Below are 13479 nucleotides of genomic sequence, written 5' to 3' on the forward strand. Positions count from 1 at the left end.
GCAGAAACGGCTACCTTCCCCGTGCACATTGATCGGCGCATCGGCCCCTCGCCGCGTGAGCGCGGCTGCCAGTCGGGGGCGACCTGCCCCGACCTCTTCGAGCTCGCTGACGGGAACTTCGCAGTGATCGGCGCCGAGGCCACCGCCGCCCTGATCGGGTCGCTTCCCGCCGATGCCGGTGTGGGCGGGGACGAGCGGATCGTGGTGATCCCCAGGGAGCTGCTGGTGCGGGCCAAGGCGGAGATCCCCGACCTCTAGGCCCGGCGTAGGGTGGCACGGTGAGCACATGTGCGACTCTCTCCGCCGAACTGTCCGAGCCGCTGGCCGCGACGGCGGCGACCGCCATGACCTGGCTGCTGCTGGAACAGACCGGACCCTGGGGCGCCAAGGCGCTGGCCGAGAGCCATCTCGATGCCGAGATCGGCCGGGCTCTCGACCGGGCTGCGGCGGACACGGGCGTACGCATCGCGCTGATCCGCAGGCCGGGACGGCACGCCGACCAGCACACCGTCCGGCGGCACCAGGTCGTCGTCGCACACACCGCTCCCGGCTCGTCCTGGGTACGGCGGGAGACCGTCGAGGATCCGGGCGAGCTGCTGGGCCTGGACTTCGCGGCACTCGGCGGCGGCGACCACGGCGGCCTCGGCCACGAGCACACCGGCGACCCGCTCGCTCTGGTGTGCACCAACGGCCGCCGCGACCGCTGCTGCGCACTGCTCGGCCGCCCGCTGGCGGCCGAACTGGCCGCCGCGGGCCACAGCGAGGTGTGGGAGGTGACCCATCTCGGCGGCCACCGCTTCTCCCCCACCATGCTGGTGCTGCCCTACGGCTACGCCTACGGACGGCTGACGGCCACCACCGCCAAGGAGTTGCTGGCAACCACCGCCGACGGCCGTATGAGCACCGAGTGGTGCCGTGGCCGCTCCTGCTGGGACCGCCCCGGCCAGGCCGCTGAACTCGCCGTCCGCCGGCTCATCGGCGAGGACGTCGCCGACGCCCTCGTCGTCGCCGGGCACTCCCCGGCCGAGGACGGGCTGCGGCAGATACGGGTGCGCCACACCGACGGCCGGGCCTGGGAGGTCGAGGTCGCCCTGGGTGTCTCGGAGCCACCGCGCCCCGAGAGCTGCGGCAAGTCCCCGGGCACCCCGGCCCGGATGGACGTCCGGACCGTCACAGCCCGGTAGTCCCGACCGGACCTCCGGGCGGTCCCGGCCTCAGTGGCGGTGCGGGTGCGGCCGGTGCCGGCGAGCGGGACCAGGTGTCAGGGCGCCACGGCCCACCGGGCCCGCGGCCGAAGGGCGCGTCCCCACCGGGCCCGCGGCCGAAGGGCGCGTCCCCACCGGGCCCGCGACCGAAGGGCGCGTCGGCGACTCCCGTGCGACCCGAGCACCCTCACTTCGCCAGGGATTCGGCGACGAGCCGCCAGATCTCCGCGGCCAGGTCCATGTTGCCGCTCTGCTGGGCCTGTTCGGCGAGCTTGCGCAGCCCGGCGAGCGCCGGGGCCTGCTCGCCCTCCAGGAGCAGCACGCGGTTGCGCAGCACATCGAGCCTGATCCGGTCCTGATACGTCAGCAGGTCGTCGAAGCCGACCAGCTGGTCCAGCACCGCACGCGCCTGGTCGGGGCGGCCGGTGGCGACGGCGATGCGGGCGCGCACCGCCAGCAGTGCCTGCTCGACGGATGGTGCGCCCGCGAACGGCAGGGCCGCCTGGACTTCTTCGACGCGCTGCTGGGCGGCGTCCGTCCTCGGCGGATCGACCTGAAGATCGGCTCGGGCGGCACTGATGCGCAGGTTCATCCAGACCGTCAGATCGTCCCGGCCGTCGAAGCTGCGGACGGCCTGGTCCATCAGCTCCGCTGCGGCATCGGGATCGCCCTGACGAGACCGGGTGCTGGCCGCGGTCCACAGGGCCTGCGCCCATTGCAGCCCCGGACCCCCCTCTGCCGCGGCGAGCAGTTCCTCGGTGCAACGCGCGGCTTCGGTGATCCGGCCGGCCTCCCCCAGCGCCGACACGAGGGCGAGCAGCGTCGAGGTCCGCACGCGGGCCGGCAGTCCCTCGCTCTTCGCCAGTTCGCAGGCGCGTGTCCCGGCCTCGACGGCGTCGGCGATGTCACCGGTGTTGCGCATACAGCGGGCCAGCTCGGCCAGCGCTCTGGCCTGCAGCTCGGGCAGTCCGATCTGTGTGCTGAGCCTCACCAGTTCATCGAGGCACACCCGTTGTTCGGTGTACTCCTGGCGCTGTCGGCGCCACTCGGCGACCCGCCAGAGCGCCTGCCACCGCAGCAGCGGATCCTCGCCCTCCGAAGCCTTCAGAGCTTCGCTGAGCGTCTCGCCGGCTTCGTCCTGCCCCAGTCCGGTGGCCAGCGTCAGGCTCTGCGCGAGCGAGGTCGCGGTGGACTGGGTGAGTTCGGCCGGGCTGACGCCCAACTGCGCGGCCAGATGTGCGACGGCCCGCTCGGTGGGCTGACGCGCACCGGACTCCAGTCGGGACAGGTATCCCGCGGACATGCCCTCACCGGCAAGCGCGGCGAGCGTCAGGCCGCGCTCGGCCCTCAGTTGCCTGAGCCGACGGCCGAAGACTGGCTGCTCGAGCATGTCCTGACTCCTGGGTAGCGATGACGTCGTCCGACGTCAGAGGGTTGCCTCACGCCCGAGCCTAGCTCATTGCCCACGTCCGGACAATCTCTTGCCAAGCTCCGAACCGGAGCCCATGCCCGTCTGGCAATTTATTTTGGTAAGTAGTTGCCAAGACTCTGGCAACAGCTCTACCGTTGCTGTCGTCGGCGGATGAACCCCGCCGCGAACGACCCGGAAGCCGACTCCTGAGGAGGCCGTGATGTACGCAGAGCAGATCGCCCGGGCACGCACCGCCGGGCTGCGCCGTCAGGCCGACGCCTACCAGCCGGCCCGCGACGCCAAGGCCTCCCGCCGCCGACCACGGGCCGTCGACCACCGCCGGTGGGTCAAGGCCGCCTGAGACGGCCGGTGCCCCGGCCTGTCCGGCCACCGCAACCATCAGCAACCCCAACGGATTCAAAGGAGCGCACCACCATGTCCAACAGCCTTACCGAGCAGGACGAGAACACCCTGCGGACCGCCGCGTACGGCGCCGTCTCACTGCTGGCCGCCGCCGACGCCACCGGATCGCCCCACAGGATCGCCGTCCACGGCTCCATCGCCCTGGCCTCCGCGACCGGCCCGGTCGGGCACGTGCTCGCCGACAAGCCGAAGGCCGCGAAGCTGAACGGCAGCTCCGCAGCCGCCCTCGCCGACCAGGTGCTGCCGGCCCTGACGGCAGCGATGAGCCTGCTCAGGAAGCAGGACCCGGCAGAGGCCGACAACTTCCGCAGCACCGTCCTCGTCGCCGTCGAGGCAGCCACCCAGGCCCGCAAGGGCGAGCCCGGCCCCACCCTGGCCGCCATGACCCGCAAGATCACCGAAGCCCTCGACGCCGCCTGATGGGACGGGGCCGAGGCCATCCGGCCGGGCCCCCGCCATCGAGATCCTGCCGGTCGTCGCCGACGACCCGGCCGTCCGTCCCCAAGAGGCCTGCGATCCACGTGCGGGGCCCGGGGAAATCGCCCAAGACACCTGACACGACCAGAGGGAACCCATGACCAACACCAGCATGTCCCCGACCTATGCGCAGTGGACCGGCATGGTGCCGGTCGACGACACGGCCCTGGCAGCCACCGACACCGGCGGCCCCGGCATCCCGGTGGTCTACCTCAACGGCCAGTTCGCCACCCAGGGATACTGGCGGCGGGTCATCGCCGAACTGGGGACCGGGTGGCGGCACATCACCTATGACGAGCGGGCCCGCGGCAAGAAGTCCGGACGCTCCGCGGACTACTCCTTCGAGGCCGCCGTCCGGGACGTCGACGCCGTCCTCGCCGCCCGCGGCGTGGAGCAGGCGCTGGTGGTGGGCTGGTCCTACGGAGCGTTCGTCGCGGCGCACTGGGCCGGCCGCAATCCGGAGCGCGCCCTGGGCGCGGTCCTGGTCGAGGGCGCGCAACCACACGACTGGCTGGACGAGGCCATGGAACAGCGGATCCGCAAGACGTTCCGGCGGATGAACTGGTTTCTGCCGCTGCTGCGCCCGACGGGCCTGACCCCGCGGATGAACGCCGAGCAGATGGCGGACAGCAACATCGAACTCGGCCGGCTCGCCCGCGCGCGCGAACTGGGCCCCGTACTGGACGACATCACCGTGCCGACGCGGTATGTGGTTGCCTCGGGGGCGTCTCTTGGAAGCAAGGGTGACGAGCAGGAGCAGATCCGCGCCAGCCTGGAGGGGGTGGTCGCCCGCAACGCGAACATCCGAATCAGCGCGAAGGTCGCCAGCAACCACGATGCGATCCTCAAGAAGGACGCCCCCGCCATCGCCGCGGCCGTACGCGAGGTCGCCACTCCCGATCGCGCACATCACTGAGGACAGGGCCAACGGACCGACGACGCCTGCACGTCCTCGCCACCGCCGTCGTCCTCGCCACCGCCGTCGTCCTCCAGCTCAGTCGTCGTCCTCCAGCTCAACCGCGTCCGGACCGCGCAGTGGCAGCAGGCGCTCGCACGGCACGGACGCGGTGGAGCTGCGGCGGCCCAGGCAGTGGAGGCCGGTGTGCTGGAGCGGGGAGAGCCGAGCCATGTCCTCTGTCCTCGTCCAGGACCTCATGCTCCCGCTCGCACTCGGGCAGGGCGCGCAGGGGCTCGACGGAAACGTCCGGACAGCGCGTCGTCCGGAGCACGGCGGCATCCAGGGCCGAGCGCGCCGGGCTGGTCCTCCTGACCCCACCGGCACAGGCGGACCGCAGCCCTGGGCCCCCCCGTGCGGCGGAGCATTCGTCGAACCCCGGCAGACCCGTAAATCACCGTGCTGGACGGCGAGATCGTTCCCCAGCACCAACGGCTGTTCCGTTGCTTCAAAGGCCACGCTCTAGCGGAGGCGGGCCAGCAAGTGGGCGTCGAGGAAGCCCCGTTCGGAGGCCGGGTCGTGGAGCAGCCGAGCGAAGGTGACGAGCCCGGCCCCGGCCAGTAGCTCGGCGAACCGGTCCGCCGGCCAGCTGTAGGCGGGTGTCACCTTGTGGTCGAAGCGGACCGGCTCAGGCGCGTCGGTCGCGAAGAACGAGACCAGGAGCAGGCCCCCCGGTGCCAGGACACGCGCCTGCTCGGCGAGCAGCGCGGGTAGTTCCCCGGAAGGGGTGTGGATCATGGAGTAATGGGCCAGCACCCCGCCGAGCGCACCGTCCTCGACTGGGAGGGCCTCCATCCGGGCCTCGTCGAACTGCAGCGCCGGATGGGCCCGCCGGGCGTGGTCGACCATGGCCGGGGAGAGGTCGAGCCCGAAGGCATCCAGCCCCAGGTCGTGCAGCATGGCCGTCAGATGTCCGGGCCCGCAACCGACGTCGGCCGCCCGCGAATTCCCCGTCCCACGCACCAGCTCGGCAAAGGTGCCGATCATGTTCCGCGCGAACGGCTGCGTCTCCAGTCGATTGTCGAACATCGACGCATACAGCTCGACGACCCCGTCGTAGGCCGCCCTGGTCTCGTCCTGGTGCTCCGTCACGGGAGGGAAGGTAACACCCCCATGCGCAGCTGTTCTTCGGCCCCGTGCCGAATCCCGCACCGCCGCAGCGGACTCGCTCGGCCACCACGACAAGACCACCACCCGGCTCCGCAACGAGACCGGGAGAACCTGGAGCGCTACGCCGCCGGCGACCACAGTCGGTGACCCGCCGGCTGGGTTCCCCGGGGAACCGGCCACAGGTGATCAGGCGATCACACCAGTACCGGGGCCGGACCCGGTCCGGCTACAGGCGCTGCTCAAGCACCTGGCCGTGCCAGGGGCCCGCGCCGGTCGGGTCGACCGTGAAGGTGTCACTGGGTGTGAAGCCGAGGCGCTGGTACTGCGCCACCAGGCGGCCCTGGTTGCCCGCGAAGCAGTCCACGCGGAGCAGCCCGATCCCTCGTCTCCCGGCCTCGGCGCGGGCGTCGTCGATGAGGGCGGCGCCGACCCCGCTCCCCTTGAGGGTGCGGTCGGTCACGAGGCTGCGGACGTACAGCTCCCGCTCCTCCACCGGGGCTACATAGCTGGGCGGCTCCTCGGCCAGGATGCAGGAGCCGGCCTGCCGTCCGTCCACCTCGGCGATGCGGACCAGGTACTCGGTCGCATAGCGGTGGATGCGCTCGACCGCGGCCGGGGCGATGGACCAGGGGGTGGTACCCCACTGGTCGGGGTAGCCCCGCTCGACCAGCCAGGCGACGGCGCCGTCCAGCAGGCCGAGGATCGTGGGAGCGTCGTCGGGGCCGCCGGTGCGTATCTCGATGGGCATGCGAACCTTTCTACCTGCTCGGCCGTCACCGGGCCAGCGCGTTCTTCCCCGGCGCCGGTGCGGCCACGTGGACCTCAGCCGGTCAGCGCCCGTCCGCCAAGGGCGCACGGTGGAGCGACACCCACCGGTGGGCCGCCTGGATCTCGCCGACCACACCCAGGTCGCGCAAGCCGACCATGGCGGGCTCGCCGCGTTGCGCCCCGGCCTGGATGCCCCGCCAGCAGCGGTCCTGCCACCAGAGCACGGTGTCCATCACCTCCGCCGGGCCGTGCAGGCCGTAGGTGTCACAGATCAGGCGGATGCGCCGGGCGGCCTCCGGGACATCGGTGACGGACGGCCCCAGATCCAGGTACTGCCAGCAGACATGGGCCAGGTCCTGGATCCGCTCGCCCGGGGCGGCGATGTCCCAGTCGATGAACGCGCGCGGTTGCCAGTCCTCGTCGTAGACGGTGTTCCGCGGTGACAGGTCGTGGTGGCAGACGACCTCCGCTCCCCCGGCAAGCGGTGTCCCGGCCGTGAGGTCGTGGAACCCCCGTACCAGCCGGGCCACCCGCGCCAGTGCTTCGTCGCTGCCGGCGGCACGGACCTGATCCGGCGTCAGTGCCGCTCGGCCGTCGATGTGGGTGAGCGTCTCGCGTCCCTGTTCGTCCTCGCCGAGATGGCGCGGCGCGCCGCTCCAGCCGTGCCGCTCGAAGAGGTCCAGCAGCTCGCGGACGAACGGGGAGCGCTCCGACGGCGTCCGGCGCACGGTGTCGCCGATCCGCACCACCCGGTTGACGAAGCCGCCGTGCAGCACCGATTCGCCCATGCCGCCCACCCTCGCACACACCCCCGCGCACCCACACCGGCGCACGCACACCGGCGCCTCCGCCCGCTGTCCGGGAGGCGGAGGCGCCGGTGTGTGCGCGCGAGGAGGGTCAGCCCGCCGAGGCGGCCTGCTGCGCGAACTCGGTGGTGTAGGTCTTGCTGAGGTCGATGTCCTTGCCCTTGACCTCGGGGTTGAAGGAGGAGAGGACATCCAGCACGGTCTTGGGACCGTCGGCGGGCATCACGCCGTCCTTGGTGAACATCGGCAGGGTGGCGCCGATGGACTTGGCGTAGAGGTCCTCACCGCCCTGGGCGTAGTCGGCGGGCATCTTGGCCGCGATGTCCGCCGCGGTGTGGGTGGACATCCACTTCAGGGTCTTGACGAAGGCGTTGGCCAGCTTCTGGGTGGTCTCCTTGTTCTTGTTCACCCAGTCGGTGTTCATGTACAGGCTGGAGGAGGGGTAGAGGCCGCCGAGCGCGGCCTTGGAGCCCTCGGGGGTGCGCATGTCGTACAGCACCTTGCCCAGGCCCTTGTCGAGGACGTTGGCCACCGTCGGGTCGGTGGTCATCCCACCGTCGATGCTGCCCTGCTGGAGGGCGGCGATGAAGGTCTGGCCGGCGCCGACCGCGATCGGGCTGAAGTCTCCGACACCCACGCCGTGCTTGACCGCGAGGTACTTGGTGAGGAAGTCGGTGGAGGAGCCGAGGCCGGTGATGCCCAGCTTGCGGCCCTTGAAGTCGGCACCGGACTTGACCGCGTCGGCAGCCTTGGTGGAGACCAGCTCCACCTCGCCCGGGGCCTGGGAGAACTGCACCACGGACTCCACGGACTTGCCCTTGGCCTGGAGGTCGATGGTGTGGTCGTAGAAGCCGACCGCGCCCTGGACGTCCCCGGCGATCAGCGCGGTGGTGGCGTCGACGCCGGCGGGTTCGGTCAGGAGCTCGACATTGAGCCCCTCGGCCTTGAAGAAGCCGAGGCGCTGGGTGAGCATCGCCGGCATGTAGATGACCTTGTCCAGGCCGCCGACCATGATCTTGACCTTGGGGCCGGAGACGGCCGGGCCGGTGTCCTTGGCGACGGCGGTGCCGGAGTTGCTCGCCGCGTCGTTGGCGCAGGCGGTGAGGGAGAGGAGAGCGGCGGCGGCCACCGTGGTGGCGGCGAGGTGTCTGCGCATGGCTGGGGTGCCCTTCACGGGTGGGTGACGAGGGTTGGGGAGGGGGTTCAGCGGCCGTCGCCGGCGTCGGCCGGCTTCCAGCGGAAGAGCTTCTTCTCCGCGAGGGTGAGCAGTCCCTCGGTGAGCAGGGCGACCACCGCCAGGATCGTCATGGCGGCGTAGACACCGGCCGCGTTGAAGGTGCCCTGGGCGGCGGCGACCATCAGACCGAGGCCCTTGGTGGCGCCGATGTACTCGCCGACGATGGCTCCGATCAGCGCGAAGCCGAAGGAGACATGGAGCGAGGTGAAGATCCACGAGGTGGCGGCGGGGATGACGACCTGCAGCGTGACCTTGCGGTTGCTGGCCCCGAGGATGCGGGCGTTGGCGACCAGGTTGCGGTCGACCTCCTTCGCCCCCTGGAAGGCGTTGAAGAAGACCGGGAAGAAGACCAGCACCACGGCCGAGGCGACCTTGGAGGCCGGGCCCAGGCCGAACCAGATCAGGAAGATCGGCGCCAGCACGATCCTGGGGATGGCGTTGAGCACCTTGATGTACGGGCCCAGCACATCGGCCAGGAAGCGGACCCGGCCGAGCGCGATGCCCAGCACCACACCGCAGACCACGCCCACCGCCCAGCCCAGCAGGGCCTCGTAGAGGGTGTAGCCGATCTGCTCGCCCAGGGAGCCCTGGGCGGTGCCATGGGTGATCCACTGCCAGATCTGGTCCCAGATCTTGGAGGGCATGGAGAAGTTGAAGGGGTCGATGACGCCGGTCCTGGCGAACACCTCCCACAGACCCAGCACACCTGCCAGCACCGCGATCCTGGCCGCGTAGACGCCGATCCGGCGGTTGCGGGCGGCCCGCTCGCGTGCCTCGGTGCGCGCCGTGGGCGCACCGGTGTCCTTCTGCACCGGGACCGTACCGGCGGGTGCTGTCTCAAGCGGCATTGCCCGCTCCTCTCTCGCGGGTGATGCGCACCTCTTCGCCGAGCGAGGCCCAGATCTCCCGGTAGATCTCGATGAACCGCGGCTCCAGCCGCACCGCCTCGACGGTGCGCGGACGCGGCAGGTCGATGTCGAAGACCTGCTTGACGGTGGCCGGCCCGGCGGTCATCACCACCACCCGGTCGGCCAGCGCGATGGCCTCCTCCAGGTCATGGGTGACAAAGACCACCGAGGAGCCGGTGCCCGCCCACAGCTCCAGCAACTGGTCGGACATCAGGGCCCTGGTCTGCACGTCCAGTGCCGAGAAGGGCTCGTCCATCAGCAGGATCCTGGGGTCGTTGACAAAGGTCTGGGCCAGCGCGACCCGCTTGCGCATCCCGCCCGAGAGCTGGTGCGGATAGCGGTCCTCGAACGCGGCCAGACCCACCCTGGCCAGCCACTCCCGGGCCTTCTCCCGGGCCTCGGCGGCCGGAACGCCGCGGAAGCGGGGGCCTGCCATCACATTGGACAGCACGCTGCGCCAGGGGAAGACGGCGTCCTGCTGGAAGACGAAGCCGACCTCGTCGCCGATGCCGTCCACCGGCACGCCCTGCACCCGCACCTCGCCCTCGCTGGGCTCCTCGAGCCCGCTGACCAGGGTGAGAGTGGTGGACTTGCCGCAGCCGGTCGGGCCGACCACGGCGACGAACTCGCCCTGCCGGACCGTGAGGTCCAGATCGCGGACGGCCGTGTGCACGCCGCCCGACGGGGTGCGGAACCGCTTGGTCGCACCGACCAGCTCGATCGCCGGGACGCCGTCGGCGTCGTGCCCGGCCGCCGCGCCACCGCCCGGCGAACCGGGTTCCTTCGCGCCGCTCATGTACCACCTCCGGCCCCGGCGCCACCGCCGGGAATCGCTGTCGTCGGGAGGTTAGGAGCGGACCCGGCGGGCGCGTCAGCCTTGCGGGCGTACTGCGGGTTCTGGGCGTTCGGGACTGTTGTGCTCGTTTTGCCTGCGCTACAACAGCGGGGAGCCCCTGGCCGGAAACGCCGCGGAAACATAAGGTGGCGGGCGGCCCGCAGCCATGAAGCGGAGGGGGGCGATCCGGAACCGGGCAGCGACAGGGAAGGACAGGCGATGAGACGACCGCACTGGCCCCGCCGTGTCTTCGCCCAGCTCCTGCTGAGCCAGACCGTGGTGACGGTGGGCGTCACCGCCCTCACCGCCGGGCTCTTCCTGGCCCCGGTCAGCGCCGAACTGGACCGCGCCGCCATGCAGCGGGCGCTGGCCATCGCCCAGGTCACCGCCACCGACAGCGACCTCGCGCTGGCCGCGGCGGCCCGCGACTCGGCCCGCATCCAGCCGGCGGCCGAACAGATCCGCCACCTCACCGGCGCCAGCTTTGTGGTGATCACCGACGACAACGGCGTACGGCTGTCACACACCGACCCCGACCGGATCGGCCAGCGGGTCAGCACCGACCCCGGGCCCGCCCTGCGCGGCCAGACCGTCACCGCCATCCAGCACGGCACACTGGGCCTCAGCGCCCGGGGCAAGGTGCCGCTGCGGCTCGCCGACGGGCGGATCGTCGGAGAGGTGTCGGTCGGCATCGACGACGGCTCCATCCGCAGCCGGCTGGCATCCATGATCACCGGCATTCTGCTCTGCGCCGCCGCCGGACTGGCCGCAGGGACCCTGGTGACCCTGCTCCTGGCCCACCGGCTGAAACGACGCACCCACAACATCGCCGTCGCGGACATCTCCGCGCTGCTGGTGGAGCGGGAGGCGATGCTGCACTCCATCCGCGAAGGCATGGTCGCCCTCGACCGGCGCGGACGGATCCGGCTCGCCAATGACGAGGCGACACGGCTGCTGGCGCTGCCCGAGGGCGCCGCCGGGATGCTGGTGGACGACGTACTGCCGCCGGGCCGGCTGGCGGACGCGCTCACCGGCCGCAGCCCCGGCGAGGACCTGCCCGCCGTCCGCGACGACCGGGTCCTGGTCGTCAACCGGATGGCCACCGCCGACGGAGGCGCCGTGGTCACCCTGCGGGACCGCACCGAGCTGGAGGAGCTGGTGCGCGAGCTGGACACCACCCGAGGCCTCACCGATGCGCTGCGCGCCCAGGACCACGAGCACGCCAACCGGATGCACACCCTGCTGGGCCTGCTGGAGCTGGGTATGCACCAGCAGGCGGTGGAGTTCATCACCGAGACGTCCGGCTCGGCCCGGGCCGCCGCCGAGCGGATCGCCGAACAGGTCCAGGACCCTCATCTGGCCGCCCTGCTGGCAGGCAAGAGCGCGGTGGCCGCCGAGCGGGGCGCGACACTCACCATCACCGCCGGCAGTCACCTCCCGGACGCCGCCGTGGACTCCCGGCTGCTGGTCACCGTCATGGGCAACCTGATCGACAACGCCCTGGACGCCGCCTCCGGCGCGGGCCGGCCGGCGGTGGCGGTCACCCTCGACACCGACGGCAGCACCGTGGTCGCCCACGTCGCGGACAACGGACCGGGGGTGGCACCCGCGCTGCGGGAGACGGTCTTCACCGAGGGCTGGACCACCAAGAAGGCCCCCGGCCACCGTCCGCGCGGGCTCGGTCTGGCGCTGGTACGGCGTCTGGTGGAGCGGGCCGGAGGCCGGATCACCGTCGGCGACGGGCCCCTCGGCGGCGCCGCGTTCACGGTGGAGCTGCCCGAGGCACTGCATCCCGTACCCGTCGGCGCCGCCGGGAACCCGCCCTTGGAGGCGACACGATGATCGACGTACTGGTCGTGGACGACGACTTCAGGGTCGCCGAGGTCCATGCGGCCTATGTGGCCAAGGTGCCCGGCTTCCGGGTCGTCGGCAAGGCGCACAGCGCCGGCGAGGCCCTGGCCGCGCTGGAACGCCACCCCGTCGACCTGGTGCTGCTGGACCACTATCTGCCGGACGAGACCGGCCTGGACCTGGTGCGACGGATGCGGGAACGGCGACTGCACGGGGACGTGGTCATGGTCACCGCGGCCCGCGATGTCTCCACCGTGCATGCCGCCATGCAGCACGGCGCCCTGCAGTACCTGGTGAAGCCGTTCACCTTCGCCGGGCTGCGGGAGAAGCTGACCGCCTATGCGGAGCTGCGGCGGGCCCTGGCCGGATCCGCCCAGGAGGCCGGGCAGGAGGAGGTGGACCGGCTCTACGGGGCGCTGCGGCGCGCCGCCGGCCCCTCCGCCACGCTGCCCAAGGGCCACTCCGCACCCACCGCGCACCTGGTGCTGCGGATGCTCCGCGATTCGGCCCGGCCGGTCTCGGCGCAGGAGGTGGCGGAGGTGACCGGTCTCAGCCGCTCCACGGCGCAGCGGTACCTCAAGCAGTTGGAGCGGGACGGCCGACTCCAGCTCACCCTCCGCTACGGCGACACCGGCCGCCCCGAGCACCTCTACGGCCTCCCCGCCCGGCGCCCCTGAGCCAGGCCGACCGAGCCCCCGGCCTCACCCTCGTCGAAGGGCCGGTCGGGCAACGTCAAGCCCTCAGATCGACGACTGCATGAGGACCTGCTCACCCTCGCCCTTCGGTTCCTCGAAGTTGGCCAGATAGCGGATGAACAGCTCCTCGTCCACGGTGACGGAGTTGGCGCCTTCCTCGCCGTTCCGGGCCTTGAGACGACGCTCCAGCGTGGTCCGGTCGGCCTTGAGGTGAACCAGTTGCCACCGGCAGCCGTGGCGCTCGACCAGGGCCTTGTAGTCATCGCGGGCGGCGCGGCTCCAGAAGCTGTAGTCCACCACCACGTCGCGCCCGGTCAGCATCAGCTCGACCAGTTCCTGCCGCTGCTCGCGGCGGACCTCTTCCTTGAGCTGGTCGAACGCCTCCGCCTCCAGTACCAGGCCGGCATCCCGCTGCCCGAGTCGCTGCCAGACCACCTCATCGATCGAGAGTCGAACGTAACCGCGTCGCACCAGTTCCATCGCGTAGGTGGTCTTGCCCGCTCCTGGAAGTCCGCACATCAGCACCACTGTGCCCATTTGCTGCGTCACGGAGCCAGATTACGCGGTGAGAAGCGCGTCCACTGAAGCAGAACGCGCCACAGCCCGACCGCCCCGGCGAACGTATGCGGTCGGAGCACCAGTGCCGCCCCCGCCACCCTTTGCCCTGCCGCGACGCTCCCCCGGCCTTCGGCCGGGAGGTGCCCCCAGGCACGCACGCTCGCTGCGTTGGCCGAAAGCCCAGGTACGACCCAGCACAAGGGCTTCCGGCCGCCTTGCGATCGCACGCACCGGACGCCG

Annotated in this window: 16 protein-coding genes; 7 read left to right on the forward strand and 9 right to left on the reverse strand. The window is 71.5% G+C overall.

Annotated features, from left to right (window positions below; translation table 11 throughout):
- Nucleotides 1-21 precede the first annotated feature (21 nt).
- Both AB0761_RS12395 and AB0761_RS12400 read left to right on the forward strand, forming a co-directional pair.
- A complete protein-coding gene (locus tag AB0761_RS12395) occupies nt 22-258 on the forward strand; it encodes a hypothetical protein (protein ID WP_377269038.1) in 237 nt (78 codons plus the stop codon).
- Nucleotides 259-278: 20 nt separating this feature from the next.
- Complete coding sequence (locus AB0761_RS12400; protein ID WP_377269039.1) at nt 279-1184, forward strand: sucrase ferredoxin; 906 nt, start codon at nt 279-281, stop codon at nt 1182-1184.
- Nucleotides 1185-1392: 208 nt separating this feature from the next.
- On the opposite strand, the gene AB0761_RS12405 is transcribed toward AB0761_RS12400, so the two are convergent.
- Nucleotides 1393-2595 carry a helix-turn-helix domain-containing protein gene (locus tag AB0761_RS12405; RefSeq protein ID WP_377269040.1) on the reverse strand — a complete coding sequence of 401 codons (1203 nt, stop codon included), beginning with the start codon at nt 2593-2595 and terminating at the stop codon, nt 1393-1395.
- 241 nt (nt 2596-2836) lie between these two features.
- Here AB0761_RS12405 and AB0761_RS12410 point away from each other — a divergent pair, with 241 nt between their 5' ends.
- The 3 genes from AB0761_RS12410 to AB0761_RS12420 all read left to right on the forward strand — a co-directional run bounded on the left by AB0761_RS12410 (nt 2837) and on the right by AB0761_RS12420 (nt 4432).
- The gene (locus AB0761_RS12410) at nt 2837-2977 is read left to right on the forward strand and encodes a hypothetical protein (RefSeq protein ID WP_377269041.1); all 141 of its coding nucleotides are present in this window, start codon (nt 2837-2839) and stop codon (nt 2975-2977) included.
- Nucleotides 2978-3051: 74 nt separating this feature from the next.
- Nucleotides 3052-3459, forward strand: coding sequence for a hypothetical protein (locus AB0761_RS12415; protein WP_377269042.1), 408 nt, complete (start codon nt 3052-3054; stop codon nt 3457-3459).
- A gap of 154 nt (nt 3460-3613) precedes the next feature.
- Complete coding sequence (locus tag AB0761_RS12420) at nt 3614-4432, forward strand: alpha/beta fold hydrolase (protein ID WP_377269043.1); 819 nt, start codon at nt 3614-3616, stop codon at nt 4430-4432.
- A 78-nt stretch (nt 4433-4510) separates the two neighbouring features.
- Here AB0761_RS12420 and AB0761_RS12425 read toward each other — a convergent pair whose 3' ends face one another.
- From AB0761_RS12425 to AB0761_RS12455, 7 genes are all read right to left on the reverse strand, one after another.
- Nucleotides 4511-4645: a hypothetical protein gene (locus AB0761_RS12425; protein WP_377269044.1), complete on the reverse strand. Its 135-nt coding sequence runs from the start codon at nt 4643-4645 to the stop codon at nt 4511-4513.
- A gap of 288 nt (nt 4646-4933) precedes the next feature.
- Nucleotides 4934-5563, reverse strand: a complete 630-nt coding sequence (locus tag AB0761_RS12430; RefSeq protein ID WP_377269045.1) for a class I SAM-dependent methyltransferase — start codon at nt 5561-5563, stop codon at nt 4934-4936.
- 244 nt (nt 5564-5807) lie between these two features.
- Nucleotides 5808-6329, reverse strand: coding sequence for a GNAT family N-acetyltransferase (locus AB0761_RS12435; protein ID WP_377269046.1), 522 nt, complete (start codon nt 6327-6329; stop codon nt 5808-5810).
- Between the two features lie 82 nt (nt 6330-6411).
- Nucleotides 6412-7137 carry a phosphotransferase gene (locus AB0761_RS12440; RefSeq protein WP_377269047.1) on the reverse strand — a complete coding sequence of 242 codons (726 nt, stop codon included), beginning with the start codon at nt 7135-7137 and terminating at the stop codon, nt 6412-6414.
- A 109-nt stretch (nt 7138-7246) separates the two neighbouring features.
- Nucleotides 7247-8311: an ABC transporter substrate-binding protein gene (locus AB0761_RS12445; RefSeq protein ID WP_377269048.1), complete on the reverse strand. Its 1065-nt coding sequence runs from the start codon at nt 8309-8311 to the stop codon at nt 7247-7249.
- A gap of 47 nt (nt 8312-8358) precedes the next feature.
- The gene (locus AB0761_RS12450; protein WP_377269049.1) at nt 8359-9240 is read right to left on the reverse strand and encodes an ABC transporter permease; all 882 of its coding nucleotides are present in this window, start codon (nt 9238-9240) and stop codon (nt 8359-8361) included.
- Complete coding sequence (locus tag AB0761_RS12455; RefSeq protein ID WP_377269050.1) at nt 9230-10096, reverse strand: ABC transporter ATP-binding protein; 867 nt, start codon at nt 10094-10096, stop codon at nt 9230-9232. The genes AB0761_RS12450 and AB0761_RS12455 overlap by 11 nt, the downstream gene beginning before the upstream one ends.
- 258 nt (nt 10097-10354) lie before the next feature.
- Between AB0761_RS12455 and AB0761_RS12460 the strand changes: the two genes are divergently transcribed.
- Together AB0761_RS12460 and AB0761_RS12465 are read left to right on the forward strand one after the other, a co-directional pair.
- Complete coding sequence (locus tag AB0761_RS12460; RefSeq protein WP_377269051.1) at nt 10355-11977, forward strand: ATP-binding protein; 1623 nt, start codon at nt 10355-10357, stop codon at nt 11975-11977.
- A complete protein-coding gene (locus AB0761_RS12465; protein ID WP_377269052.1) occupies nt 11974-12663 on the forward strand; it encodes a response regulator in 690 nt (229 codons plus the stop codon). Before AB0761_RS12460 ends, AB0761_RS12465 begins: the two co-directional genes overlap by 4 nt.
- A gap of 63 nt (nt 12664-12726) precedes the next feature.
- On the opposite strand, the gene AB0761_RS12470 is transcribed toward AB0761_RS12465, so the two are convergent.
- Nucleotides 12727-13230, reverse strand: coding sequence for an AAA family ATPase (locus tag AB0761_RS12470; protein ID WP_377269053.1), 504 nt, complete (start codon nt 13228-13230; stop codon nt 12727-12729).
- Nucleotides 13231-13479: the final 249 nt, after the last annotated feature.

Source organism: Peterkaempfera podocarpi (genome assembly GCF_042466665.1).
GTDB lineage: Bacteria > Actinomycetota > Actinomycetes > Streptomycetales > Streptomycetaceae > Peterkaempfera > Peterkaempfera podocarpi.

Bases quoted from the DNA above. Each gene is read 5' to 3' on its own strand.
- AB0761_RS12465 (WP_377269052.1), top strand. From the start codon at position 11,974: ATGATCGACGTACTGGTCGTGGACGACGACTTCAGGGTCGCCGAGGTC.
- AB0761_RS12435 (WP_377269046.1), bottom strand. From the start codon at position 6,329: ATGCCCATCGAGATACGCACCGGCGGCCCCGACGACGCTCCCACGATC.
- AB0761_RS12415 (WP_377269042.1), top strand. From the start codon at position 3,052: ATGTCCAACAGCCTTACCGAGCAGGACGAGAACACCCTGCGGACCGCC.
- AB0761_RS12440 (WP_377269047.1), bottom strand. From the start codon at position 7,137: ATGGGCGAATCGGTGCTGCACGGCGGCTTCGTCAACCGGGTGGTGCGG.
- AB0761_RS12450 (WP_377269049.1), bottom strand. From the start codon at position 9,240: ATGCCGCTTGAGACAGCACCCGCCGGTACGGTCCCGGTGCAGAAGGAC.
- AB0761_RS12455 (WP_377269050.1), bottom strand. From the start codon at position 10,096: ATGAGCGGCGCGAAGGAACCCGGTTCGCCGGGCGGTGGCGCGGCGGCC.
- AB0761_RS12420 (WP_377269043.1), top strand. From the start codon at position 3,614: ATGACCAACACCAGCATGTCCCCGACCTATGCGCAGTGGACCGGCATG.
- AB0761_RS12405 (WP_377269040.1), bottom strand. From the start codon at position 2,595: ATGCTCGAGCAGCCAGTCTTCGGCCGTCGGCTCAGGCAACTGAGGGCC.
- AB0761_RS12445 (WP_377269048.1), bottom strand. From the start codon at position 8,311: ATGCGCAGACACCTCGCCGCCACCACGGTGGCCGCCGCCGCTCTCCTC.
- AB0761_RS12460 (WP_377269051.1), top strand. From the start codon at position 10,355: ATGAGACGACCGCACTGGCCCCGCCGTGTCTTCGCCCAGCTCCTGCTG.
- AB0761_RS12410 (WP_377269041.1), top strand. From the start codon at position 2,837: ATGTACGCAGAGCAGATCGCCCGGGCACGCACCGCCGGGCTGCGCCGT.
- AB0761_RS12425 (WP_377269044.1), bottom strand. From the start codon at position 4,645: ATGGCTCGGCTCTCCCCGCTCCAGCACACCGGCCTCCACTGCCTGGGC.